The 24323-nt window shown below is 71.7% G+C and carries 21 protein-coding genes; 11 read left to right on the top strand and 10 right to left on the bottom strand.

Features of this window, described 5'->3' with window-relative positions:
* Positions 1 to 20: 20 nt before the first annotated feature.
* Complete coding sequence (locus AC3IPY_RS12335; RefSeq protein ID WP_489184572.1) at positions 21 to 824, bottom strand: glycosyltransferase family 2 protein; 804 nt, start codon at positions 822 to 824, stop codon at positions 21 to 23.
* A 147-nt stretch (positions 825 to 971) separates the two neighbouring features.
* Between AC3IPY_RS12335 and AC3IPY_RS12330 the strand changes: the two genes are divergently transcribed.
* Together AC3IPY_RS12330 and AC3IPY_RS12325 are read left to right on the top strand one after the other, a co-directional pair.
* Positions 972 to 2192: an LLM class flavin-dependent oxidoreductase gene (locus AC3IPY_RS12330; RefSeq protein ID WP_489184571.1), complete on the top strand. Its 1221-nt coding sequence runs from the start codon at positions 972 to 974 to the stop codon at positions 2190 to 2192.
* 11 nt (positions 2193 to 2203) lie between these two features.
* Positions 2204 to 2839 (top strand): FMN reductase, encoded by a 636-nt coding sequence (locus AC3IPY_RS12325; RefSeq protein WP_489184570.1) that lies wholly within the window; start codon positions 2204 to 2206, stop codon positions 2837 to 2839.
* On the opposite strand, the gene AC3IPY_RS12320 is transcribed toward AC3IPY_RS12325, so the two are convergent.
* The 6 genes from AC3IPY_RS12320 to AC3IPY_RS12295 form a co-directional block, all read right to left on the bottom strand.
* Entirely contained in the window at positions 2814 to 3434 is a 621-nt protein-coding gene (locus AC3IPY_RS12320; protein WP_489184569.1) for a DedA family protein, read from the bottom strand. The two genes, AC3IPY_RS12325 and AC3IPY_RS12320, sit on opposite strands and share 26 nt — an antisense overlap.
* 76 nt (positions 3435 to 3510) lie before the next feature.
* Positions 3511 to 7449, bottom strand: coding sequence for a DUF3376 domain-containing protein (locus tag AC3IPY_RS12315; RefSeq protein WP_489184568.1), 3939 nt, complete (start codon positions 7447 to 7449; stop codon positions 3511 to 3513).
* A 103-nt stretch (positions 7450 to 7552) separates the two neighbouring features.
* Complete coding sequence (locus AC3IPY_RS12310; RefSeq protein WP_489184567.1) at positions 7553 to 7759, bottom strand: DUF5302 domain-containing protein; 207 nt, start codon at positions 7757 to 7759, stop codon at positions 7553 to 7555.
* Positions 7760 to 7810: 51 nt separating this feature from the next.
* Entirely contained in the window at positions 7811 to 9469 is a 1659-nt protein-coding gene (locus AC3IPY_RS12305; RefSeq protein WP_489184566.1) for an ABC transporter permease, read from the bottom strand.
* The gene (locus tag AC3IPY_RS12300; protein ID WP_489184565.1) at positions 9466 to 10392 is read right to left on the bottom strand and encodes an ABC transporter ATP-binding protein; all 927 of its coding nucleotides are present in this window, start codon (positions 10390 to 10392) and stop codon (positions 9466 to 9468) included. The genes AC3IPY_RS12305 and AC3IPY_RS12300 overlap by 4 nt, the downstream gene beginning before the upstream one ends.
* Position 10393: 1 nt before the next feature.
* Positions 10394 to 11044, bottom strand: a complete 651-nt coding sequence (locus tag AC3IPY_RS12295) for a TetR/AcrR family transcriptional regulator (protein WP_489184564.1) — start codon at positions 11042 to 11044, stop codon at positions 10394 to 10396.
* 136 nt (positions 11045 to 11180) lie between these two features.
* On the opposite strand from AC3IPY_RS12295, the gene AC3IPY_RS12290 reads away from it, so the two are divergent.
* From AC3IPY_RS12290 to AC3IPY_RS12280, 3 genes are all read left to right on the top strand, one after another.
* A complete protein-coding gene (locus AC3IPY_RS12290; RefSeq protein WP_489184563.1) occupies positions 11181 to 13241 on the top strand; it encodes a glycosyltransferase in 2061 nt (686 codons plus the stop codon).
* A gap of 249 nt (positions 13242 to 13490) precedes the next feature.
* On the top strand, positions 13491 to 15773 hold the full coding sequence (locus tag AC3IPY_RS12285) for a polyribonucleotide nucleotidyltransferase (protein ID WP_489184562.1): 2283 nt from the start codon (positions 13491 to 13493) through the stop codon (positions 15771 to 15773).
* Positions 15774 to 15897: 124 nt separating this feature from the next.
* Positions 15898 to 16776 (top strand): SGNH/GDSL hydrolase family protein, encoded by an 879-nt coding sequence (locus AC3IPY_RS12280; RefSeq protein WP_489184561.1) that lies wholly within the window; start codon positions 15898 to 15900, stop codon positions 16774 to 16776.
* Positions 16777 to 16792: 16 nt separating this feature from the next.
* Here AC3IPY_RS12280 and AC3IPY_RS12275 read toward each other — a convergent pair whose 3' ends face one another.
* Entirely contained in the window at positions 16793 to 17005 is a 213-nt protein-coding gene (locus AC3IPY_RS12275; protein ID WP_489184560.1) for a hypothetical protein, read from the bottom strand.
* Position 17006: 1 nt separating this feature from the next.
* Complete coding sequence (locus tag AC3IPY_RS12270; RefSeq protein ID WP_489184559.1) at positions 17007 to 17675, bottom strand: ArsR/SmtB family transcription factor; 669 nt, start codon at positions 17673 to 17675, stop codon at positions 17007 to 17009.
* A 209-nt stretch (positions 17676 to 17884) separates the two neighbouring features.
* Here AC3IPY_RS12270 and AC3IPY_RS12265 point away from each other — a divergent pair, with 209 nt between their 5' ends.
* From AC3IPY_RS12265 to AC3IPY_RS12250, 4 genes are all read left to right on the top strand, one after another.
* Positions 17885 to 18835, top strand: a complete 951-nt coding sequence (locus AC3IPY_RS12265; protein ID WP_489184558.1) for an ABC transporter ATP-binding protein — start codon at positions 17885 to 17887, stop codon at positions 18833 to 18835.
* 2 nt (positions 18836 to 18837) lie between these two features.
* A complete protein-coding gene (locus AC3IPY_RS12260) occupies positions 18838 to 19698 on the top strand; it encodes an ABC transporter permease (protein ID WP_489184557.1) in 861 nt (286 codons plus the stop codon).
* Between the two features lie 63 nt (positions 19699 to 19761).
* Positions 19762 to 20928, top strand: coding sequence for a sensor histidine kinase (locus tag AC3IPY_RS12255; RefSeq protein ID WP_489184556.1), 1167 nt, complete (start codon positions 19762 to 19764; stop codon positions 20926 to 20928).
* The gene (locus tag AC3IPY_RS12250; RefSeq protein ID WP_489184555.1) at positions 20925 to 21530 is read left to right on the top strand and encodes a response regulator transcription factor; all 606 of its coding nucleotides are present in this window, start codon (positions 20925 to 20927) and stop codon (positions 21528 to 21530) included. The genes AC3IPY_RS12255 and AC3IPY_RS12250 overlap by 4 nt, the downstream gene beginning before the upstream one ends.
* A 22-nt stretch (positions 21531 to 21552) precedes the next feature.
* Here the strand turns inward: AC3IPY_RS12250 and AC3IPY_RS12245 are convergent, their stop codons facing one another.
* Positions 21553 to 22011 carry an Lrp/AsnC family transcriptional regulator gene (locus AC3IPY_RS12245; protein ID WP_489184554.1) on the bottom strand — a complete coding sequence of 153 codons (459 nt, stop codon included), beginning with the start codon at positions 22009 to 22011 and terminating at the stop codon, positions 21553 to 21555.
* A 164-nt stretch (positions 22012 to 22175) separates the two neighbouring features.
* On the opposite strand from AC3IPY_RS12245, the gene pdhA reads away from it, so the two are divergent.
* On the top strand, positions 22176 to 23315 hold the full coding sequence (gene pdhA / locus AC3IPY_RS12240) for a pyruvate dehydrogenase (acetyl-transferring) E1 component subunit alpha (protein ID WP_489184553.1): 1140 nt from the start codon (positions 22176 to 22178) through the stop codon (positions 23313 to 23315).
* Entirely contained in the window at positions 23312 to 24322 is a 1011-nt protein-coding gene (locus AC3IPY_RS12235; RefSeq protein WP_489184552.1) for an alpha-ketoacid dehydrogenase subunit beta, read from the top strand. The genes pdhA and AC3IPY_RS12235 overlap by 4 nt, the downstream gene beginning before the upstream one ends.
* The last annotated feature ends 1 nt before the right edge of the window (position 24323 follow it).

Genomic DNA, 24323 nt, shown 5'->3' with positions numbered 1-24323 from the left:
ACGAACGGGCCGGCCGCGGCTCAGGCGATGCGCGGCAGGTCGGCTTCGGGGTCGTGGGGTTCGGCGTCGATCCCGGCCGGTCGCGCCGGCACTCCCGGCACTCCTGCTCGCCGATCGGCGCGCCGTTCGAGCGGCGGCCAGGCGCGCATCTCCACGGCGAGGGTGTGGAAGGCCATGCGGATGCGTCGGATGAAGCCCGGCCAATGGTCGAACGGCCGTGCCGAGACGCCGACCACCAGGGTCCTGTCGAGCACGACCGTCATGCCGGGCTGCATCCACCACGCCAGGTCGAAGTCGTCGTGCAGGTCGGGGCGGTCGCGGTGCACGATCGAGCGCAGCGCCTGCCACGCGTCGGCGCGGATCGCGTAGTTCGAGCCGAAGATCGGCGGATGTCCGAGCACGAGCCCGATGAACCAGAAGTAACCGGCGATGTAGACGTGTCGCCCGGCCCAGCGCGTGAACCGCCCGCCGCCGTAGAACTCGCCCGGTCCGGTCACGACGGTGGGGTGATCGGGCGCGGACATTCGCTGTTCGAGCCGTTCGAGCCAGTCGGGCGGCGGCACCGAGTCGGCATCGAGCCGGGTGATGAGGTCGCCGGATGCCGCGTCGAACCCCGCGGCGGTCGCCGGCCAGATGCCGCGCACGGGTTCACGCACGAGCGTTGCGCCCGCGGCGAGGGCGACGCCTGCCGAGTCGTCGGAGGAGCCGTTGTCGACGACGACGACCTCGTCGGGAACCCGGGTCTGCGCCGCGAGCGCATCGAGGCACGCCGCGAGGAGGACCGCGTCGTCCAGACACGGGATGACCACCGAGATCCTGCCCATGGGATGCGAGTCTAGAGCGATGCGCGTACTCGTGAACGTGGCGGGAATAGTCTGCACGCGGCATCCGTTGGACCCGATGTATGCAAACGCATAGACTTGCAGGAACAGAGGTCCTGCAGGATCAGCAGCACCACCCAGGAGGGCGCCATGCAGTTCGGAATCTTCACCGTCAGCGACATCACCCAGGACCCGACGACCGGCCGCACCCCGACCGAGGCCGAGCGCATCCAGGCGACGTTGACGATCGCCAAGCACGCCGAAGAGGTCGGGCTCGACGTCTTCGCGCTCGGCGAGCACCACAACCCGCCGTTCTGGTCGAGTTCGCCCACGACGACGCTCGCGTACATCGCGGGGCAGACCTCGACGCTGCAGCTGACCACCGCGACCACGCTCATCACGACGAACGACCCCGTGAAGATCGCCGAGGACTTCGCGATGCTCCAGCACGTGTCGGGCGGTCGCGTCGACCTCATGCTCGGCCGAGGCAACACCGGACCGGTCTACCCGTGGTTCGGCAAGGACATCCGCCAGGGCCTGCCGCTCGCGCAGGAGAACTACGAGCTGCTGCACCGCCTCTGGCGCGAAGACGTCGTCGACTGGCAGGGCCGGTTCCGCACGCCGCTGCAGGGCTTCACCTCGACGCCGCGCCCGCTCGACGGCGTGCCCCCGTTCGTCTGGCACGGCTCGATCCGCACGCCGGAGGTCGCCGAGCAGGCCGCCTCGTACGGCGACGGCTTCTTCGCCAACCACATCTTCTGGCCGGCATCGCACACCCAGCGCATGATCGCCCTCTACCGCCAGCGCTTCGAGCACCACGGCCACGGCACCGCCGCGCAGGCGATCGTCGGCCTCGGCGGCCAGGTCTTCATGCGCAGGAACTCGCAGGACGCCGTGCGCGACTTCCGCCCGTACTTCGACAACGCACCCGTCTACGGCCACGGCCCCAGCCTCGAGGACTTCACGCAGCAGACCCCGCTCACCGTGGGCAGCCCGCAGGAGGTCATCGACCGCACCCTCGGATTCCGCGACTACGTCGGCGACTACCAGCGCCAGCTGTGGCTGCTCGACCACGCCGGCCTGCCGCTGAAGACCGTGCTCGAGCAGCTCGACCTGCTCGGTGAGGAGGTCGTGCCGGTGCTGCGCCGCGAGTTCGCGAAGAACCGCCCCGCCGAGGTTCCGGATGCCCCGACGCACGCCTCGCTCGTCGCCGCGACCTACGGCGACGAGGCGCCGCGCCAGGCGACCCCGAACGCGAACCGCGGCGACAACCTCGCAGGACCCTCGCCGTACCAGGACGCGCAGGCCGCGCCCGCGGCGCCCGCACCCGTCAAGACCGGCTCGGCCTTCGGCCCCGCCGCCACGCGATAGGAATTCCGCACATGACCGAGAACACCAAGCGCATCGTCGTTATCTCGTCCGGACTGTCGACCCCGAGCTCGACGCGCCAGCTGGCCGACCGCCTCGCCGCCGACGCCGCGGACATCCTCGGTGAGCGCGGCGTCGAGGTCGAGGTGCAGACGTTCGAGCTGCGCGACCTCGCCCACGACATCACGAACAACCTGTTGCTGGGTTTCGCACCGCCGAAGCTCGAGCAGGCGCTCGAGGCGGTCGCGACGGCCGACGGCCTCATCGCCGTCACGCCCATCTTCACGACGAGCTACGCGGGCCTGTTCAAGTCGTTCATCGACGTGATCGACTCGCAGGCGCTGACCGACCTGCCCGTGCTCATCGGCGCGACCGGCGGCACGCCGCGGCACTCGCTCGCGATCGACTACGCGATCCGCCCGTTGTTCACGTACCTGCACGCGATCCCCGTGCCGACCGGCGTGTACGCCGCCACGAGCGACTGGGGCGACGGCGGCGACGGCGTGCGGTCGCTGCCGGACCGCATCTTCCGCGGCGCGAGGGAGTTCGCCGACCTCGTCGAGCGGAGCGACCGTTCGCACCTCGTGAACGACCCGTTCGCCCTCGACCGGCCCACGGGGCACCTCATCGGCGGACTCGCGGGGGAGTAGCCGCCCCTCGTCTCGCATCGAGCGCGCCCACCAGCCGATCGACGACGAGGCCGAGCACGATGGCGACCGGAACCGAGATCGCCATCGCGACGAGCGGCCGGTCGCCCACGACCGATCCGATCAGCGCGCCCACCGCGACGTTGTAGCAGGCCCACGCCGTTCCGGCCGCGAGCGAGAGCGGCAGGTACCTCCGCAGCGGCACCCGGCCTGCGCCCGCCGCGAGGTTCACGGCGATGCGCGCGAACGGCACGTACCTGGCCGTGAAGACGAGCACCGCGGTGCGCCGGTGCACGGTTCGGCGGGCGCGGTCGAGCGCGCGGGCGACCCGGCCGCGCCGCTGCCACGCCCACCGCTCGAGCCCGACCCGTCGGCCGATGAGGTAGCAGAGCAGGTCGCCGATCACGGCGCCCGCCGCCGCGACCGGGATCACCGCGACGAGCGGCGGCGATCCCGTGCTCGCGGCGAGCGCGCCGAGGGCGACGACGAGGGTCTCGCTCGGCAGCACCACGAGGAAGGCATCGCCCACGACGAATGCGAACAGCACGGGCAGCACCCACGGCGAGGCGGCGATCTCGTCGAGCGCGGCAAGGTCCACGCGGCGATTCTCACCGTTCGAGGTGAACGGCAGGCTCGCCGAGGTGAACGAGCAGGGCGGATGCCGCGAACCGTCGTCAGTGCTCCGTCGATCGTTCCCGCACGAGCGAACCCGGCTCGAGGTCGTGCACCGTGTCGGCCGGCATGCCCTTCGGCCCGGTGCCGTCGCCGCGGAACCACGGGGCCCACCAGAGCACCGTTCCGGCGACCCACGCGGTCACGGCGAACGCGATCCACGCCTGCACGCCCGTGATGCCCGATTGGATGACCACCGCCGTCGTGTCGCCGCTGGGCGCGGTCGCGTCGTCGAGGGACGCGAGCCAGGTGGTCAGCGCGACGGCGACGAGGGTCGCGGCGATCGTCACGAGGGTCACGAGGATGAGGCGCGCCGGCCGCAACGCGCGGGAGAGCAGCGTGAGCGAGAGCGCGCCCACGACGAGCGCGGAGGCGAGCGAGCGCCAGAGCATCGAGCCCCACGGCGAGGGGAGGTCGGCCGTCAGCGGGTCGAACGCGAGCATCGGGAGGAACGCGGTCGCGACCACCGTGAGCACGCCGAGCAGTCCGAGCAGGATCCACCGGCCGGGACGCGACCTCCTGGCCGACGCGACCGTCTGCAGCTGATAGTGGGTGATCTCGGTGACGACGACGAGTGCCGCGAGCGCGACCCAGAACGGCAGCGTCCAGAGTCCGAACACGAGGGCCGCGAGCCCGAACACGACCACGAGCACGATCGTGAGCGCGACGAGGATGAGCCGAGGCGTGCGCGCACGGCGCTCGGCGACCCGGATGATCCTGCGCGCGCGCGTGCCCTCGACCGTGGTGTCGTCGACCGCGGCTCGCCGCTCACGTCGCGCCTTTCGGGCGCCGAGCAGCCGGATGCCGGCGATGAGCGCCGCGACCAGCGCCGCGATCAGGGCGCCGAGCCAGCTCCGGTCCAGCGCCGAGGCGGAGCTGAGGTCGCCGGTCATCTCGCGCAGCGCGAGCATGAGCCCGCACGCGAGGATGACCGCCGCGAGCATCAGGCGCGGCGGTGAGAGCAGGGCGGGGGCGAGCACGAGCAGCGGTCGCAGCATCCACTGCGCGATGCGGCTGGGCGAGAGCGCGCCGGTGCCGCGCACGAGCGCGGACGACGCGACGCGCACGACGCGAGAGGCCAGTGCCACCCGGTAGCCGGAACCGAGGGACTCCAGGTCCTGCGCGCCGCGCACGAGTTGCGCCCGGATCTCGTCGACCCCCTCGGGGCCGGCATCCGGGGCGACCGGTGCCCGGTAGGGACGCTGGTCGCTCGCGTCCATCTCTCGGAGCAGCGCCGCGTGCACGGCGTCGAGGCTCGTCTCGGTGGTGGGCGCCACCCCTGGTGCCGGTTCCATGCTCTCGAGCAGCTCGACGGCGCCCGCCGCGGCATCCAGCCGGCCCCACCACCAGTCGTTGCGCCGCCACGCGGCGCTCAGGAAGCCGGCGAAGTTCGCGATGCGCAGCCCAGCGAGCTTCGACGACGAGCGCAGCTGCCGGTCGTCGAGCAGCCGGGCCACGGTCTCGTGGTCGAGCTCGTCGACGGGCTTGGCCAGCGCCGCCCGATAGCCGTCGAGGATCTGCGCGTCGAGGAGGGTGCGGTACCCGTCGACCGACGCGGGTTGGGTGTCCGAGCCGATGCGGTGGAAGCGGATCGTCGAGGACGCGGTCGGGATCCCGCTGCCGGCGAAGATGAGCGGCAGGTCGCTCGCCGGGAGGCGGGTGCCGACCCCCGGCATGCGGTGCCACGGCGTCTCCAGCCATCGGCCCTTCGCATCGCCCGCCGCGACGACCGTGCTCGCGTGCTGCAGCCAGACGACGATCTCGTCGAGCTGGGCCCAGAGGTCTCTGCGGGTGCGGGGCGCGTCGGCGTTCGCCTTCAGCCAGGTCGTGACGATCGCGTCGATGCGATGCCCGTCGAGCGGCGATTCGAGCGAGGGGGCGTCGTCGATCACGTCGAGCGCCTGTTCGACCGCGCGATCGCGAAGGTCGCGAGCGCGCGACATGACCGCGTAGAGCCGCTCGCGGAGCACTGCGCGCGTCGTCGTGCGCGTGGCGTCGGTGCGCTCGAGGCCCGCGTCGAGGGCGTGCAGCGAGCTGCCGCGGAAGCTCTGGTCCTCGATCGCCCGAACCCAGGCCAGCGTGCAGAACGCCGCATCGACGAGGGTCTGCGAGCCGGTCGAGATCACGTCGGCGGGGAGGTCGTCGACATCCTCGCCGCGACTGACCCGGTCGAGCACGCCGCGGAGGGACTTCTCGAACAGCCCGATGCTCGCGCGGTCGAGGGCTCGCCTGGGCGGGCGCCGATCGAGGTTGGTGCCGAGCGTCCACTCACCCGGGCGACTGAACACCATGCGGAGGAACTCGGCGTCGGTCGTCGATCGCAGGCGGGCGAAGGCCGACGCCGAGTTCAGGGCCGAATCCGGATCCTCTCCGGCGGTCGGGGCGGCGTTCATGCGCACCGCGAGCATCTCGTCGCGGCCCTTGCGCACGAGCGACGCGGTGCGTTCGTCGTACACCGCGTCGATCTCGTCCTCGCCGGACTCGCCGCCGGCGCGCTTGCGGACGCCGGCGATGACGGCGAAGAGGAACCGTGAGAGCGGATCGCGTCGCGTCGTGGACGGGTCGGGCGGCAGCTCGGGCGCCGGACCGCGGTACGCGGTCGCCCGGAGCAGCCAGCGCGAGCTCTCCTTGGGCGACGGGTCGAGGTAGACGAGCGCGCGGTTGACGTGGTCGTTGGCGGGGATGTTGCGCACCGCCCGCAGTGCGCGGTCGATCGGGATGTTGTCGAGCACCCCGCCGTCGACGACCCGGAACGGGTGCGACCGCCCGTCGTGACGGTGGGCGCTGAACACGTTGCGCATGTCGGGCGGACTCGAGGTCGAGGCCTGATCGAAGGCCTCGTCGCCCGAGTAGATGAGCGCGGGCTCGAACGCGCCGGGGAACGACGAGGTCGACCTGGCGGCGTAGGCGAGCCGGGCGTAGGCGGTGCGGCGGGCCTGCGGGTCGGCGCCGCGTCCCGGGATTCCGCGGTCCTCGACGCTGTCGCGCTCGGCCCCGACGAACCGGAAATGCGCGTGGCCCTCCGCGGCACTGCGCTCGGTCGTGTCCTTCGCGTCGATGAGGGTCGCCGACAGGTCGACGACCACATGCGGCGCACTGAGCGCGGGATGCGGCGGGTTCACGATGACGGGCCGATCGGATCCGCCGCGTGCCGCGTCCCCGCGCACGTCGCCGGTCGCGATGCGCTCGAGCGCCTGCTCGAGCTCGACCCAGAAGTATTCGTCGCCGCGCAGCACCGAGTCGAATGCCGCGGGCCTGCCCGTCTGCAGCAGGCCCCAGGCCGACCCGGTCGTGATCCAGGTGCCGAGGATGCCCTCGAGGCCGACGCCGGCGCGTTGCGCGACGGCGTACATCACGGCGTTCAGCCCGCCCGCGCTCGCCCCCGCGAGCACGTCGAACTCCACCCGGTCGTAGCCGCGTTCGTACAGGAGGCGCGCGTACCGGTCGGCGCGCTCGAGCAGGTCGCCGTCGGAGGCTGCGGCCGATGCGGCGGCGGCGCTCGTGCGCGAGCCCTTCACGGTCGACGGGTGGATGAGCAGCGCCTGCGGGCGTTCGTCGCCCTCGACGCGGAAGATGCGGATGCGCCGGAGGATGTCGAGCTCGGCGATCGCGCCGCCGATCCAGACCGCGAGGCTCACCCCGCCCTTCATGGCGAGCGCGACGCGCAGGCCCCTGGCGTGGAACGGCGAGGCGCCGCGCGGTAGGAAGACCCGCGGGTTCAGGTCGGTCGCGGCATCCGGATCGCCCGTGAACTCCTCGACCGTCTCATCGGGTGCGAGATCGCGCCCGTGCCGATCGGGGAACCGGCCGTAGGTGCGCCCGGCTGCGGCGGGCGACGTCGGATCGAGGCGCAGCGACACGTAGTCGTGCGGCGACTCGGTCGGCGGCGACTCGGGCGGTGTCGACTCGGGCGACGGTTCGGGCGACGGTGACGCAGACATCGGCGGCTCCTGTGGAGACCTGGGGCGGTCGGCCACATGCTAGCGAGTCGGATGTCGCGGCGTCATCAGTGTTCGCCCTGATGGGTGCGGCGACCAGCCTCGCTCAGCCGCCGCTCTTGCGGCGGAACTCCTGCTTGGTCGCGGCGTTGCCCTGCGCGTGGTCGACCGCTCCGCGGCCGTCGAGGTGGGCCTCGCCGCGGTGCTGCTGCTTGTTCTTGCGCTCGAGCGCCTCGCGGAACTTTCGCTTGACGTCGTCGGAGGGACCGGTGGTGTTCTGGTCGCTGTTCGTCTTGTCGTCGTCGGAAGTCATGTCCCCAGTCTAGGGGCGGCCGGTGCGCGGGCTCCGCTCAGCCGGCCTCGGTCAGGCTTGCGTGAGGTCGCGTGCCCGGAACCGCATGAGCCCGAGCGCCCAGAGCGCGAGCGCCACGAGCGAGAGCACGACGAGCGGCAGCGCCTCGAACGGCACGCCCGGAACCCGAGGCGTCGCGGCGAACGGCGTCGCCTCGATCGCCTCCTCGGAGAGCGAGAACAGCGGACCGAACATGGCGATGACGGCACTCGCGCCGTAGACGATCCACGAGACGAGCACGGTCGACCGCGGCAGCCACCCGGTGAGGAACACGGCGACGCCCGTGAGCACGAACAGGGTCGGGATGTACGCGAGCGACGCGGAGAAGATGCGCCAGAGCTGATCGGGGTCGGAGGAGGTCGCGGCATACGAGATGCCGAAGACGAGGCCGGATGCCGCGAGGATCACGACGCCCCACCCGACGGCGAGCAGGTGATGCGCGAGCGCCCACCTGGTGCGGGAGACCGCCCCGGCCAGCTGCGGCTCGAGGCGCCCTGCGGCCTCCTCGAGACGCACCGTGGTCGCCGACTGCACGGCGAACCCGGCGGCGACCATGGCCGCGGCCATGACGAACAGGCCCACGATGCCGTCGAGCATCGAGTCCGCGGTGCCGGCGAACGCCTCGGCGAAGGCGTTGCCGGGCTCGAGCAGGTCGGCCATGGCGTTCGCGACCCCGCCGGAGAACGCGCCGCCGACCATGCCGCCGATGAGCCAGCCGATCATGGGTCCGCGCTGCAGGCGCACGGCGAGGCCGAGCGTGCTCGTGAGCGACCGGCTCGCCCGTGCGGGCCCCGGACGGTCGGGCAGCACGCCCGCGCCGACGTCGCGTCGCGACTCGACGGCGCCGGCCACGAGGCATCCGCCGACGCCGAGGCCGACGAGCAGCAGCAGCGGCCACCAGGTGTTCTCGCCGAACGAGCGCATGTTCTGCGCCCAGCCGATGGGCGAGGCCCAGCTCAGCGGACTCGGGGTGTCGCCCTCGGCCTGCACGTCGGCGACCGCGCGCAGGAGGTACGAGACCCCGAGCACGATCGCGGCGAGCGAGTTGGCCGCGCGGCTCGTCGAGGTGAGCTGGCCCGCGACCGCGGCGATGCCGAGGAACGCGATGCCGACGCCCGCGATCGAGGCGCCCATGGCGAGCGATCCCTCGGCGGGCAGGCCGAGCGCGATGCAGGTGAGGCCGATGAGCAGGCCGATCACGACGCTGAGCCCGCCGACGACGAGCTGGTTCGCCAGGCTGTAGGCGTGGTGGCCGACGGCGCCGGCGCGCACGAGCTCGGTGCGGCCGTTCTCCTCCTCGGCGCGACCGTTGCGGGTCACGAGGAAGATCGAGGCGAAGCCGATCGACACGGCGAGCGTCATCCAGATCTTGATGTTCAGGATGCCGCCGAGCGTGCCGGCGCCGTAGGGCAGGCCGGTGAGCGCCGCGACCGCCGGCGTGTTCGCGACGGCCGCGTACGCGTCGCGGGACTCCTGCGTCGGGAACGCGACGCGCTGCGACTCGAAGACCATCGCGACCATGGCGACGAGCACCACGACCCAGAGCGTGAGGCGCAGCCAGTTGCGGCGGAGCACGAAGGCGGTGAGGTCGGGGAAACCGGCGAACGAGGCGACCGGTGCGGTGCGCCCCGGCGTCGACGCCGTGGGGCGCGCGGGCGCGAGCGTCGTCATGAGGCGCTCACCGCCTCGTCGGCGGGCAGGTCGATGCCGTAGTGGCGCAGGAAGAGGTCTTCCAGCGAGGGCGGGGTCGAGACGAGTGATCGGGGCGAGCGCGCCGCGAGCTCGACCAGCACGGGGCCGAGGTCGGCGTCGTCGACCGTGAAGCTCACATGCTCGCCGTCGGCCGCGAGGTCGTGCAGGTCGGTGCGCTCGGCGAGCGTGCCGGCGCCGCCGGGCAGCACGACCGAGACCGAGGTGCGGTGCAGGTGACGCAGGTCGGCGAGCGACCCCGCCTCGACCGTGCGGCCGGCGCGGATGATCGTGACCTGGTCGCAGAGCTTCTCGACCTCGGCGAAGATGTGGCTCGACAGCAGCACGCTGCGCCCCTCGTGCGTGAGGTCGCGCACGGTGTCGGTGAACACGCCCTCCATGAGGGGGTCGAGGCCCGACGTGGGCTCGTCGAGGATGAGCAGCTCGGCGTCGGAGGCCAGGGCGGCCACGAGCGCGACCTTCTGCCGGTTGCCCTTCGAGTAGGTTCGCGCCTTCTTGGAGGGGTCGAGGTCGAAGCGCTCGACGAGGGCGTCGCGCCGGGCGCGGTCGACTCCGCCGCGCAGGCGCGACAGGACGTCGATGGCCTGACCGCCGGTGAGGTTCGGCCAGAGGTTCACGTCGCCCGGCACGTAGGCGATGCGCCGGTGCAGTTCGACGGCGTCGCGCCACGGATCGCCGCCGAGCAGGCGCGCGCTGCCGGCATCCGCCCTGGCGATGCCGAGCAGGATGCGGATCGTCGTGGACTTGCCCGAGCCGTTCGGCCCGAGGAAGCCCATGACCTGGCCCTGCTCGACGCGGAGGTCGAGCCCGTCGAGGGCGGTGACGGCGCCGAAGCGCTTGACGAGGCCGACGACCTCGATCGCCGGGGTGGATGGTGCGTTCATGTCACTCTCTTCCTGACTGATCCCCGATGAATTCCAGGTACTCCTCGAGGTAGGTGCCGTCGGCGAAGACGCCGTACGTGTAGAGCTCGATCGACGGCAGGGCGATCGCGTCGAACGTCGTCTGGAGCACGGCCTTGAAGTCGGTGAGCGAGATCTCGGGATGCATCGAGAGCTGCACGATGAGCCCGCCGATCGAATTGGTCACGAGTAGTCGTGCGCGGCCTTCGGGATCGAGGCTCGGTCGAAGGATGCCGGCGGCGACCGCGTTCTCGGAGTAGGCGAGCGCGTCGGCGATCATGCGCTCGATGAAGGCGGTGCCCGCAGCGCTGCCGTCCTGCACGCTGCGCAGGATGTAGACGAGCAGCGCACCGTGCTCGTCGGCCTCGGCGAGTTGGGCCATCGCGGTCGCCGGGGCGCCGATGCCGTCGACCTTGAGGGCGCGGTGCCGCGCGAGCACGACCTCGTCGCATTCGGCGCGCAACGCGTCCTTCGAGCCGAAGTGGTGGCGGATGAGGCCGGCGCTGACTCCGGCGCGGGCGGCGATGGAGCGCACCGATGCGGTGAAGCCCTCTGCCGCGAAGCACTCGATCGCGGCATCGCGCAGGCGCGCGCGGGTCGTGAGGTCGTTCGGCGGAGCCTCGGCTATACGCATGTATCGGATGTTACACACGTGTATAGCCATCGTCCAGACGTCGCGTTCGCCAACCGATCGCGACCGGCAGGTGAACGTTGGGCGATGCCGCCCCGGATCGCGGAGATCCCGTCCGACCAGCCGTCACGCTGGGAGCGTGAAGGTCGCACTCCTCGCAGAATCGTTCCTCCCGCACATGAACGGCGTGACGCACTCCCTGCTGCAGGTGCTGCGCCACCTCGAGCGGCGCGGGCACGACGCGCTCGTGATCGCGCCCCGCTCGGGCATCGCCGATCCCGGTCGGGGAGGCGGGCTCGACGCGGCGCTGCACGGCGCCCGCACGGCGTTCGTGCCGTCGGTTCCGCTGCCGAGCTACCCCGATGTGCGCGTCGCGCTCGCCGGGGCCCACCGGTTGACCGGCCTGCTGCGCGAGCACGGCACCGAGGTGGTGCACCTCGCGAGCCCGTTCGTGCTCGGATGGCGCGGCATCGCCGCCGCCGAGGCGCTCGGGGTGCCCTCTGTCGCCGTCTACCAGACCGACGTGCCGGGCTACGCCGAGCGCTACGGCATTCCGGGGGCCGCGCCGGCGCTCGCCAGGCACCTCTCGCGGCTGCATCAGCGCGCCACCGTCACGCTCGCACCCTCGACGTCGGCGATCGAGCGCCTCATCTCGCTCGACGTCGACCCCGCCCGCATCGAACTCTGGCGCAGGGGCGTGGACACCGAGCGGTTCGCCCCTGCACGTCGCACCGAACGCTGGCGGCGCGAGGTGGCCGGTGCGGCACCCGGCGAGGTCGTCGTCGGCTACGTCGGCAGGCTCGCCCCCGAGAAGCAGGTCGAGGACCTCAGGGCGCTGGCCGGCCTGCCGCGCACGCGGCTCGTCATCGTCGGCGACGGTCCGTCGCGCCCCGTGCTCGAGCGGATGCTGCCGAACGCGACGTTCACCGGATTCCTGGGCGGTGACGCGCTCGCCGAGGCCATGGCCGGCTTCGACGTGTTCGTGCACCCCGGCGAGAACGAGACCTTCTGCCAGACCGTGCAGGAGGCGCTCGCGAGCGGCGTGCCGGTCGTCGCCGTGGGGCGGGGCGGCCCGCTCGACCTCGTCGAGAGCAGCATCGACGGCTGGCTGTACCGGCCGGGCGACCTGGCCGAGTTCCGTGCCCGCGTGACCGACCTCGTCGGCGACGACGCCAAGCGGCGCGCCTTCGCCGAACGCGCCCGCGAGGCCGTCGCCGGGCGCGGCTGGGACGTGCTCGGCGACGAGCTGCTCGGCCACTACGAGCGGGCGGTCGAGGGCACCGGGCCGACCGGTCGACCGGTCGGGCATCGCCCGCCCGCGGCATCCGCCCCGCTCGCCCCGCCGCGCTGGCAGCGGTACGTCGCCGTCGGCGACTCGCTGAGCGAGGGCCTCTGCGACACCTCGCGCATGGCCGCGGGGGAGTACCGCGGCTGGGCCGACCGGCTCGCGATGCTGCTCGCCCTCGCGAGTCCGCACGGCGACCGGGTCTCGTACGCGAACGTCGCCGTGCGCAGCCGCAAGGTGGCCGATGCCGTCGAGACGCAGATGCCGCTGGCCGCCGCCATGGGCGCCGACCTCGTGAGCGTGTTCATCGGCGCCAACGACCTCGTGGGCGCGCACCCCGACGTGCACGGGCTCGCCGACCGGCTCGCGGCGTCCGTCGCGGCCCTGCGCGCGGCCGGCGCCGACGTGCTGCTCGTGACGCCGTTCATGCCGAAGCGGCCCGCGTCCCGGCTGTACGCGTCGCGGTTCGCGGCCTTCGCCGATCGCCTGCGCGGCATCGCGCAGGACACCGGCGCGATCCTGCTCGACGTCGGGGAGCTGCCGGAGCTCACGGCCAAGGCCATGTGGGCCGAGGACCGCGTGCACCTGAACTCCGCCGGCCACCGCGCGCTCGCCTACGCCGCGGCGCGCGTGCTGGGGGTCCCGGATGCCGCCGCGCTCGGCGCGCTCGAGCAGTCCGCGCACGACGAGCCGGACGAGGCGCTCGACCGTCAGGTCGGCGACCTGGCGTGGATCGCGCGCCACGCCACGCCCTGGATCGCCAGGCGGCTGCGCGGGCGCACCGCGGGCGACGGGCGCGAGCCGAAGCGACCGGAGCTGCGTCCGGTGCTGCGCCCTGAGCCCGCGTCGACCGGGAGCGCCGACGGCGCGACATCCGCTGTTCACAGGCGAAAAACACGGCCTCTGCTAGGCTGAGCGAGGTTGCCGACGGGCTGCCGCGCAGGTGCGCGGCGAACATCGGCCGCCGATGGAGCAGGCCGGCAGGAAGCTGGTCCCCTGTGGTGGATCACCAATCGAGCGAGAAGTGCCCGATTCGAATGGTGGACTTCTACTGGTGGCCAGCGTGAATGCATCGTCCTGATGCGATTCGTATTGCCTGTTCCTGCTCCGATGTACGAGTCGCGCCCATACGGGGTGCGACGAAAAACAAAGGAGAGAGACCTCTTGGAAGGTCCTGAAATCACGTTCGCCGAAGCCGTCATCGACAATGGCAAGTTCGGCACCCGCACCATCCGGTTCGAAACCGGCCGTCTTGCGCAGCAGGCGCAGGGCTCGGCCGTCGCCTACATCGACGAAGAGACCATGCTGCTCTCGGCGACGTCCGTCTCCAAGCAGCCGAAGGACCACTTCGACTTCTTCCCGCTCACGATCGACGTCGAAGAGCGCATGTACGCCGCGGGCCGCATCCCGGGCTCGTTCTTCCGTCGCGAGGGCCGCCCCTCGACCGAGGCGATCCTCACCTGCCGTCTCATCGACCGCCCCCTGCGCCCCTCGTTCGTCGAGGGCCTGCGCAACGAGGTCCAGGTCGTCGTGACCGTGCTCGCCATCGAGCCCGACGAGCTCTACGACGTGCTCGCCATCAACGCCGCGTCGCTCTCGACGCAGCTCTCGGGCCTGCCCTTCTCGGGCCCGGTCGCGGGTGTGCGCGTCGCGCTCATCGACGGCCAGTGGGTCGCGTTCCCGAAGCACTCGCAGCTCGAAGACGCCGTGTTCAGCATGGTCGTCGCCGGTCGCGTCGTGACCGAGGACGACGGCTCGCAGGATGTCGCGATCATGATGATCGAGGCCGAGGCGACCGACAACGCCTGGAACCTCATCCAGGCCGGCGCGGTCAAGCCCGACGAGGCCGTCATCGCGCAGGGCATCGAGGCCTCGAAGCCCTTCATCAAGCAGCTCGTCGAGGCGCAGGAGAAGGTCGCGGCCACCGCGGCCAAGCCCACCGCCGACTACCCGACGTTCCCGCCCTACCAGCCCGCCACCAAGGACGTCGTCGAGGCGTTCGCCGGTGAAGAGCTCAAGGACGTCTACAAGATCGCCGGCAAGGTCGAGCGCCAAGACGCCGACGACGCCCTCAAGGCGCGCGTGAAGGAGCACGTCATCGCGAAGATCGAGGCCGGGGAGCTCCCCGAGTCCGCGATCGCCGAGGTGTCGGCCGCCTACAAGTCGGCCACCAAGCACGTCGTGCGCTCGCGCGTCCTCGAAGAGGGCGTTCGCATCGACGGCCGCGGCCTGGCCGACATCCGCCCGCTCGACGCCGAGGTGCAGGTCGTGCCCCGCGTGCACGGCTCGGCCATCTTCCAGCGCGGCGAGACCCAGATCCTGGGCATCACCACGCTGAACATGCTGAAGCTCGAGCAGTCGATCGACTCGCTGAGCCCGGTCACCAAGAAGCGCTACATGCACAACTACAACTTCCCGCCCTACTCGACCGGTGAGACCGGCCGCGTGGGGTCGCCGAAGCGTCGCGAGATCGGGCACGGCGCACTCGCCGAGCGCGCCCTCGTGCCGGTGCTGCCCACGCGCGACGAGTTCCCCTACGCGATCCGCCAGGTCTCCGAGGCGCTCGGCTCCAACGGCTCCACGTCGATGGGCTCGGTCTGCGCCTCGACGCTGTCGCTGCTCAACGCCGGTGTGCCGCTGCGCGCTCCCGTCGCGGGCATCGCGATGGGCCTGATCTCCGACACCGTGAACGGCGAGACGCGCTACGCGGCCCTCACCGACATCCTCGGTGCCGAAGACGCGCTCGGCGACATGGACTTCAAGGTCGCCGGCACGAGCGAGTTCGTCACGGCGATCCAGCTCGACACCAAGCTCGACGGCATCCCCGCTTCGGTGCTCGCCGGCGCGCTGACGCAGGCGAAGGAGGCGCGCACGACGATCCTCGCCGTGCTGAACGCCGCCATCGACGCGCCCGACGAGATGGCCCCGACCGCGCCCCGCGTGATCTCGGTGCAGATCCCCGTCGACAAGATCGGCGAGCTGATCGGCCCGAAGGGCAAGACGATCAACGCCATCCAGGACGAGACCGGCGCCGACATCTCGATCGAAGAGGACGGCACCGTCTACATCGGCGCGGTCGACGGTCCGTCGGCCGAGGCCGCTCGCGCCCAGGTCAACGCGATCGCGAACCCGACCAACCCCGAGGTCGGCGAGCAGTTCCTCGGAACCGTCGTCAAGATCGCGGCGTTCGGTGCGTTCGTCTCGCTGCTCCCGGGCAAGGACGGCCTGCTGCACATCAGCGAGGTGCGCAAGCTCGCCGGTGGCAAGCGCGTCGAGAACGTCGAAGACGTGCTCGGCGTCGGCCAGAAGATCCTCGTCGAGATCACGAAGATCGACGACCGCGGCAAGCTCTCGCTCGCCCCGGTCATCGCCGACGAGGCCGACACCGAGGGTCGCGAGACCTCCGGCACGCACACGGAGGAGCCCGCAGAGGGCGCCGACGCGTAGTCACCCTGTCGCAACGCGGATGCCCCGCCCGAATTCGTTCGGGCGGGGCATCCGTCGTTCCGCCTGACGCGGCGCCCTGAAGTGGGGGATGGCCGGGCCCGGAGTTCGGGCGTACGGTGCGCCCATGATGAAGAATGCTCACCTTAGAGGAGGGCTCCCGTTTCGTCTCGGCGCCCTCGCGTTGATCTCGACCGCACTCGTCGCCGGCATCGCCGCGACACCCGCGTCGGCGCTGCCGACCGCGGCCACGTCGGGCGCCGCATCCGGCGGCGCGACCGGCTGGTCGCCGCCCGCGCGCGGCTACGTCGCCCTCGGCGATTCGTTCACCGCCGGTCAGGGCGCACCGCCGTACCGGTCCGATGCCTGCAAGCAGAGTCGCTACACGGGGTATCCGACCCTCGCCGCGGTGGTCAGCCTCTACCGTCTCACCGAGAACAGGGCGTGCTCCGGCGCCACCGTCGCCGCCACCGCGGCCCAGTTGGCGGGCGTGAGCCCCCAGACGAAGCTCGTCACCCTCACGGTCGGCGGCATCGACGCCGGCTCCAACGACGTGCTCGCCGCATGCGCGGTGAATCCCGACCCGGCCGTCGACCCGTGCAGGTCCGCCCTCGCGGTGAGCGCGGCCAAGCTCGCGGCGCTCGGTCCGCAACTCGTCGGGCTGTATTCGACGATCGCCGCCACGCTCCCGAACGCGAAGGTCGTCGTGCTGAACTACCCGCGCCTCTTCAATCCGGGTGCCGCCCCGCTCGGCGACCTCGTCAACACCGCGAGCGACGGGCTGAACGCCGTGATCGCGGGGGCGGTGGCGGCGACCGGGAACCCGCGCGTCACCCTCGTCGACGTCACGCAGGAGTTCGCCGGCCACGGCATCGGCTCGCGCCTGCCCTACATCGCCTTCGATCCGTCGAACCTGCTCGCGGCGGCGAACTTCCATCCGAATGCGCTCGGCAACGCCCTCGGGTACGCGCGCGCACTCGCGAACGATCGGGTGCTCAGCCGCTGAGCCTGCGCTGAGGGCGTCAGTACAGCTGGGTGGAACTGCTGCGGATCATCGCGTCGCGTTCGGCCAGGGCCGCCTCGGCGAGGGCGTGGGCCTCGACCCGGCGCTGCAGGCGGTCGCGGTCGGTGCGGCGGTTCGCCCGGCGCAGGCCCCATTCGGCGACCTTGAGGCCGCTTCGCACGGCGAACGCGGCGAGCGCTCCGGATGCGGGGGAGAGCGTCATGCTGGTCATGTCACGGCTCCTTCGTGTCTCGTTCCGATGATGCTTCGGTCGCCTCGCCCCGCACGAGCGGGAAGGCGTTGACGTGGATCTGCACCGGCCATGAGCCGGGCGAAGGTGTGCGCTTGTGCGCGTCGATGTACTTCTTGAGCACCACGTCGATGTCGGCCACGAGCCCGGCGAGCTGGTCTGGCGTCAGGCGCAGGTTGATGGTGTCGCTCGTGGCGATGTCGAGCCAGTCCTCGCCGAACACATGCTCGCCCTCGGCGACGTACTCGCGGAAGTTCTGCTCGCGGGTGCGGAACCACTCGTCTTCGACGAGCTTGACCGCGAGTCGGTCGGCGCTGCCCGGCGGCAGCGAACGCGCATCGGGGATCGCGATCGACCCCGGCGTGCGCTCCCACCAGCGCTCGCGGCCCTTGCCGCGCGTGGTGTCCTCACGCACGAAGCCGGCTCGCTCGAGCTGGCGCAGGTGGTAGCTCGTCGAGCCGCTGGATTCGCCCAGTCGCTCGCCGAGCCCGCTCGCGGTGAGCGGCCCGTAGGCCGACAGCTCGTCGTAGATGCGCACGCGGAGCGGGTGCGCGAGCGACTTCAGGCTCGCCGACGGCAGCACGTGGTCGATGCCGGGGTGCCGCGTGCTGCTCGGCTCCTTCGAGAGGTCTCGGGGTTCGTTCGCTGACATGATGCAAAGGTACTGCTGCAAAGAGAGGTTTGCAAGTGTTTCTTTGCAACATGTTCTTTGCATGCTGCGGCAGAGTCTTCCCAGAGCCTGCCCAGAGCGTGCCCAGAGCCTGCCCAGAGCGTGCCCAGAGCAGGTCCATGACGAATGTCACGGGCAGGTCGTGACGCGGGTGTGAGGGCCCGGCGGAGCATCGCGCCGAGCATGGAGACATGCCAACGACAGAACCCATCACCACCGCGACCGCGCAGCCCGCGGCATCCGCCCCCTCGACCGACCTGCTCGCGATCGACGTGCGCGGCATCACGAAGCGCTTCGGCCGGGTGCAGGCCGTGGACGGCGTCGACCTGCAGGTCGCGCCCGGCGAGATCGTGGCCTTCCTCGGTCCGAACGGCGCCGGCAAGACCTCGACGATCGACCTCATCCTCGGCCTCTCCTCGCCCGATGCCGGCAGCGTGGAGGTCTTCGGCCGCAGCCCGCGTGCCGCCGTGGCGCAGGGCTTCGTGTCGGCCGTGCTGCAGACCGGCGGCCTGCTGAAGGACCTCACCGTGCGCGAGACCCTCGCGCTCACCGCGAGCCTCTTCGCCGACACCCGCCCGGTCGACGAGGTGCTCGAGCGCGCCGGCATCCGCGAGATCGGCGACCGCATGGTCGGCCTCTGCTCCGGCGGCCAGCAGCAGCGCCTGCGATTCGCGATGGCGCTGCTGAGCGACCCCGGCCTGCTCATCCTCGACGAGCCCACCACGGGCATGGACGTCGAGGGCCGCCGCGACTTCTGGAACGCGATCCGAGCGGATGCCGCGCGCGGGCGCACCGTGCTCTTCGCCACGCACTACCTCGACGAGGCCGACGCCTACGCCGACCGCATCGTGCTCATGCGCCAGGGGAGCATCGTCGCCGACGGCACCGCCGCCGAGATCAAGAACCTCGCGGCCGGTCGAACCGTGCATGCCACGATCCCGGGCGCCGACGCCGTCGCCCTCGCCGCCCTGCCCGGCGTCGACTCCGTCGAGGCGCAGGGGGAGCGGTACGCGCTCGTCACCCGCGACTCCGACGCCGTCGCCCGCCACCTGCTGACCACGACGGACGCGCGCGACGTCGAGATCACCGGCCAGAACCTCGAGAACGCCTTCATCGCCCTCACCTCCGAAGGGAAGCACTGACCATGAGCACCACCACCGGCACCACCACCGGCACCATGACCCCGACCGGCACGACCGGCGCCCGCACCGACCGGGTCAGCCTCGAACGGCGCGTGCCGCCGTTCGGCGGCTTCAACCTGACGTTCCTCGGCATCGAGCTCAAGCGCAAGCTCCGCAACCGGCGCACCCTGTTCTTCACCGTGCTCTTCCCGGTCGCGATGTACCTGCTCATCGGGTACCCGAACCGCGACATCGCCCTGACCGACGTTCCGGTCGCCGACGGCGGCCTCTCGGTCGCGGCGTACCTCATGGTGTCGATGGCGGTCTACGGCGCGATCATGTCGGCGACGGCGGCGGGCAGTGCGGTCTCGATCGAGCGCGCGCAGGGGTGGAGCCGCCAGTTGCGGCTGACCCCGCTGCATCCGATCGCGGGCGTGGCCACGAAGGTGATCGCCGGTATGGTGCTCGGCCTCCTCGCCGTCGGTGCGACGTTCATCGCGGGGGCGCTCACCGGCATCCGCATGTCGCCGGAGCAGTGGATCCTCTCGGGCCTCGCCGCCTGGCTGCTCGGCTCCGCCATCTTCACCGCGCTCGGCCTGCTCGTCGGCTACCTCGTGCCCGGCGAGAACACCGCGCAGGTCACCAGCCTGGTCGTCGTGTTCCTGAGCTTCATCGGCGGGCTCTTCTACCCGATCGACTCGATGGCGCCCGTGCTGCAGGACATCGCCGCATTCACGCCCGTGTACGGCATCGGCCAGATCGCCCGAGCCCCGCTGACCGGGGAGGGCGTCGACCTGCTCTGGTTCGCCAACGCGATCGCCTGGCTCGCGATCTTCATCGTCGGCACCGCGTGGGCGTTCCGACGGGACACCAAGCGGGTCTGATCCCCGCCGATGAGTCCGAGTCGAGCGGATGTCCCGGCCCGCCCCCGTTCTAAGGTGAGACACGTGCACGACACGAGCATCGACATGCCCCTCTCCGGCCCGAGATGGCCGATCATGCCCGCCTCCGCCGACGGGCCGCTCGTGAGCTTCCCGTCGGTGCTCGTCTCGCGCGGCGCGCGGAGCTGGTACTTCGGAGCCGGGATCTCGCTGCTCTGGCTGATCAGCGTCGGCGAGTCCGTGCTCGAGACGGCGACGTCCACGTTCTCCGCCGTGACCGGCCTCGCGCTCGTGGTCGTCTTCGGGGCCGCGTTCATGGTGGCGCCGCCGATCGCCTGGACCCTCAGGCTCCGGCGGCGCCTCCTGCTCGTCGCGGCGCTGTTCGCGCTCTCGTTCACGCTCGCGCCGTGGCTCGGCTGGGATGTCTACGTCACCTGGACCTACGTCGGCGTGCTCATCGCGATGAGCGTGCTGCCGTGGCGCGAGACCTGGACCACCATCGTCGCGCTCGGCGCCCTCGCCCTGCTGCTCGCCTACCTCGCCGACGGCTGGCACGACTTCATCCTCACGACGCCCGCGATCATCGTCTCGATCTCGCTCATGATGGCGGCGTTCGCCCGCACGCTCGCCGCCATGAACCAGCTGCGGGCCACCCAGGCGCAGCTCGAGACGATGGCCGTCGAGCGCGAGCGCGGTCGGGTCGCCCGCGACCTGCACGACATCCTCGGCCACTCGCTCACGGTCATCACGGTGAAGGCCGAGCTCGCCGGTCGACTCGTCGAGGCGGATCCGGTGCGGGCGCGGGCCGAGATCGGCGAGGTGGAGCAGCTGGCGCGCGGTGCGATGGCCGACGTGCGCGCGACGGTCGCGGGGTTCCGCGGGGTCAACGTGAGCACCGAACTCGTCGCCGCCAGGTCGGCGCTGGACGCCGCAGGCATCGTCGCCGAACTGCCGCAGTCGACGGATGCCGTGCCCGAACGTCGTCGCGAGCTCGCCGGCTGGGTCGTGCGCGAGGGGGTCACGAACGTGATCCGCCATTCGGGGGCGGCCAGGTGCCGGGTGCTGCTGGCGCCGGGCATCGTCGAGATCGCCGACGACGGGCGGGGTCCGACGGCGGCGGCCGGCGACTCGAGCGGCCTGGCCGGACTTCGCGAACGCGTCGAGGCGGCGGGCGGCACGATGTCGATCGGACGCAGCGAGCTCGGCGGCTTCGCGCTGAAGGTGACGCTGTGATCCGCCTGCTCATCGCCGACGACCAGGCGCTCGTGCGCGGGGCCCTGTCGGCCCTGCTCGGGCTGGAGCCCGACATCGAGGTCGTCGCCGAGGTCGGGCGCGGCGACGAGGTCGTCGCGGCAGCGCAGACATCCGCTCCCGACGTGGCCATGCTCGACATCGAGATGCCCGGCATCGACGGCATCGCCGCGGCGGCCGAACTGCGACGGGCGATGCCGGCCTGCCGCGTCATCATCGTGACCACGTTCGGCCGGCCGGGCTACCTCAAGCGCGCGATGCAGGCGGGTGCGGCCGGCTTCGTCGTGAAGGACACGCCCGCCGCGCAGCTGGCCGATGCCGTGCGCCGGGTGTCGCAGGGACTGCGCGTCGTCGACCCCGCGCTCGCAGCCGAGTCGCTCGCGCAGGGCGACTCACCGCTCACCGAGCGCGAGACCGACGTGCTCTCGGTGGCACGCACGGGCGGCTCGATCGCCGACATCGCCCGCATGCTGCACCTCTCGGAGGGCACCGTGCGCAACCACCTCTCGAGCGCGATCGGCAAGACCGAGGGGCGCAACCGGGCGGATGCCGCGCGCATCGCCGAGGACAACGGCTGGCTCTGACCGGCGCGGGGCAGTCGGCTGCTCAGTCCTCGAGCAGCGGCCCGAGCCGATACGGGATGAGCTCGCCCATCGCGAGCGAGGTCTCGGTGCGCTCGACGCCGTCGATGGCGAGGATCTCGCCGTCGATGCGGAACAGGTCGTGCGCGTCGCGGCAGACGACCCGCACGAGCAGGTCGACCGCGCCCGAGAGGCCGTGTGCCTGGATGACCTCTGGGATTCCGCGGAGCTCCTCGACGACTTCGCCCAGCTGCCGCTGCCGCACGTGCACCGAGATGAACGCCTCGAGCGGGAACCCGAGCGGCGTCGGATCGATGCTGCGCTCGAACGAGAGGAAGGCGCCGGATGCCTCGAGCCGGGCCATGCGCGCCTGCACGGTGTTGCGCGAGAGGCGGAGGCGATCGGCGAGGGCCACGACGGTCGCGCGCGGATCCGTGCCGAGGGCGAGCAGGAGGGCGCGGTCCACGTCGTCGTAGGCGGTCATACCGCCACACGATAGCACCAGAACAGGCGACCTGATTGAGCAACATGCTCAACACATTCGTCGATGCTTGAGCGCTGTGCGTTCTCGACGTAGTCTCCGGGTATCCGGCAACGCCGCCGGGTGCGGCTGCTCACGAGGCGGCCGCCGAGCGCGAGGATCCTGCGATGACCACATCCGACCGACATGCCACCGGGCTCCTGACCCGGCCCGACGAGTTCGTGCAGCTCATCGGCTCCACGGGCGAGCGACGCCACGACCCCGAGCTCGACCGCTGGGTCGCCGACATCGACCTCGACGCCCTCGCGGCGCTCCACCTCGACATGTCCGTCGTGCGCCGCCTCGACACCGAGGCGACCGCGCTGCAGCGGCAGGGCGAACTCGGCCTCTGGCCGCCGCTCGCCGGCCAGGAGGCCGCGCAGATCGGCTCCGCCCGCGCCCTCCGTGACGACGACTTCGCGTTCACGAGCTACCGCGAGCACGCCGTGGCGTGGGTTCGCGGCGTCGGCCCGGCCGACCTGCTGCGCGTCTGGCGCGGGGCCGCGGCATCCGGCTGGAACCCGTACGAGCACGGCATGGCCGTGCCCCAGATCATCATCGGCGCCCAGGCGCTGCACGCGACCGGCTGGGCCATGGGCGCCAGGTGGGACGGCACGGATGCCGCGGCCGTGGCCTACTTCGGCGACGGGGCCACGAGCGAGGGCGACGTCAACGAGGCCCTCGTGTTCGCGGCGAGCTTCGACGCGCCCGTCGTCTTCTTCTGCCAGAACAACCAGTGGGCCATCTCCGAGCCCGTCGGCCTGCAGTCCAAGCAGCCGCTTGCACGGCGCGCCGACGGATTCGGCATCCCGGGCGTGCGCGTCGACGGCAACGACGTGCTCGCGGTCATGGCGACCACGCGCATGGCGCTCGACCGCGCCCGCCGCGGCGAGGGGCCGACCTTCATCGAGGCCGTCACCTACCGCATGGGGCCGCACACGACGGCCGACGACCCCAAGCGCTACCGCGGTGAGGACGAGCTCGCGGCCTGGCGCGATCGGGACCCGATCGCGAGGGTCAGGGCGTTGCTCGCGGCATCCGGAGCCGATGTCGAGGCGCTCGAACGCGAGGCGACCGAGCAGGCAGACCGCATGGCCGCCGACCTGCGCGCGGCGATCACCTCGATCGCCGACCCCGAGCCCCTGACCGTGTTCGACCACGTCTACGCCGAGCCGAACGCGCACCTCGACCGCCAGCGCGAGCACTACACGCGCTACCTCGCGCAGTTCGAGGATGCGGATCCGTCGGCCGAGGGAGGCGCGCGATGACCACGCTCACCCTCGGAGGCGCCCTGAACGCCGGCCTCCGCCGCTCGCTCGCCGGCGACGACAAGGTCGTGCTCATGGGCGAGGACATCGGCACGCTCGGCGGCGTGTTCCGCATCACCGACGGCCTCAAGGCCGAGTTCGGGGCGCACCGCGTCGTCGACACGCCGCTCTCGGAGGCGGGCATCGTCGGCACGGCGGTCGGGCTCGCGTACCGCGGCTACCGGCCGGTCGTCGAGATCCAGTTCGACGGGTTCATCTACCCCGGCTTCGACCAGATCGTCGCCCAGGTCGCGAAGCTGCACTACCGCTCGCGCGGCAACGTGCGCATGCCGATCACCATCCGGGTGCCGTTCGGCGGCGGCATCGGCGCGGCCGAGCACCACTCCGAGTCGCCAGAGGCGTACTTCGCGCACACGGCCGGCCTGCGCGTCGTCGCCTGCTCCGATGCGGCCGACGCGTACGTCATGATCCAGCAGGCCATCGCGAGCGACGACCCGGTGCTCTTCTTCGAGCCCAAGCGCCGCTACCACGTGAAGGGCGAGGTCGACGAGACCGCCAGCCTCGCCGACGCGAAGCCGCTCGGGGTCGCCTCGGTCGTGGCATCCGGAACCGACGTCACGCTCGTGACCTACGGTGCGCTCGTGCAGACCGCGCGCGACGCCGCCATCGCCGCCGAGGAGGACGGCGTCTCGATCGAGGTCATCGACCTGCGATCGCTTTCACCCATGGATCTCACCACCGTCGCGGCGTCGGTGCGCAGAACCGGGCGGCTGGTGATCACGCACGAGGCCGGGCAGCAGGTCGGACTCGGCGCCGAGATCGCGGCGAGCATCACCGAGCGCTGCTTCGAGTTCCTCGAGGCCGCGCCCGTGCGCATCACGGGCCACGACATCCCGTACCCGCCGGCCAAGCTCGAACGGCACCACCTGCCCGACCTCGACCGCATCCTCGACGGGGTCGACCGTGCGCTCGGTCGCCCCAACTCGCTGAGCGGGGTGGAGGCGTGAG

Source organism: Agromyces sp. GL_144 (assembly GCF_057834305.1).
The sequence above is the reverse complement of the archived record's forward strand: the minus strand, read 5'-3'. Positions and strand labels throughout refer to the sequence as shown.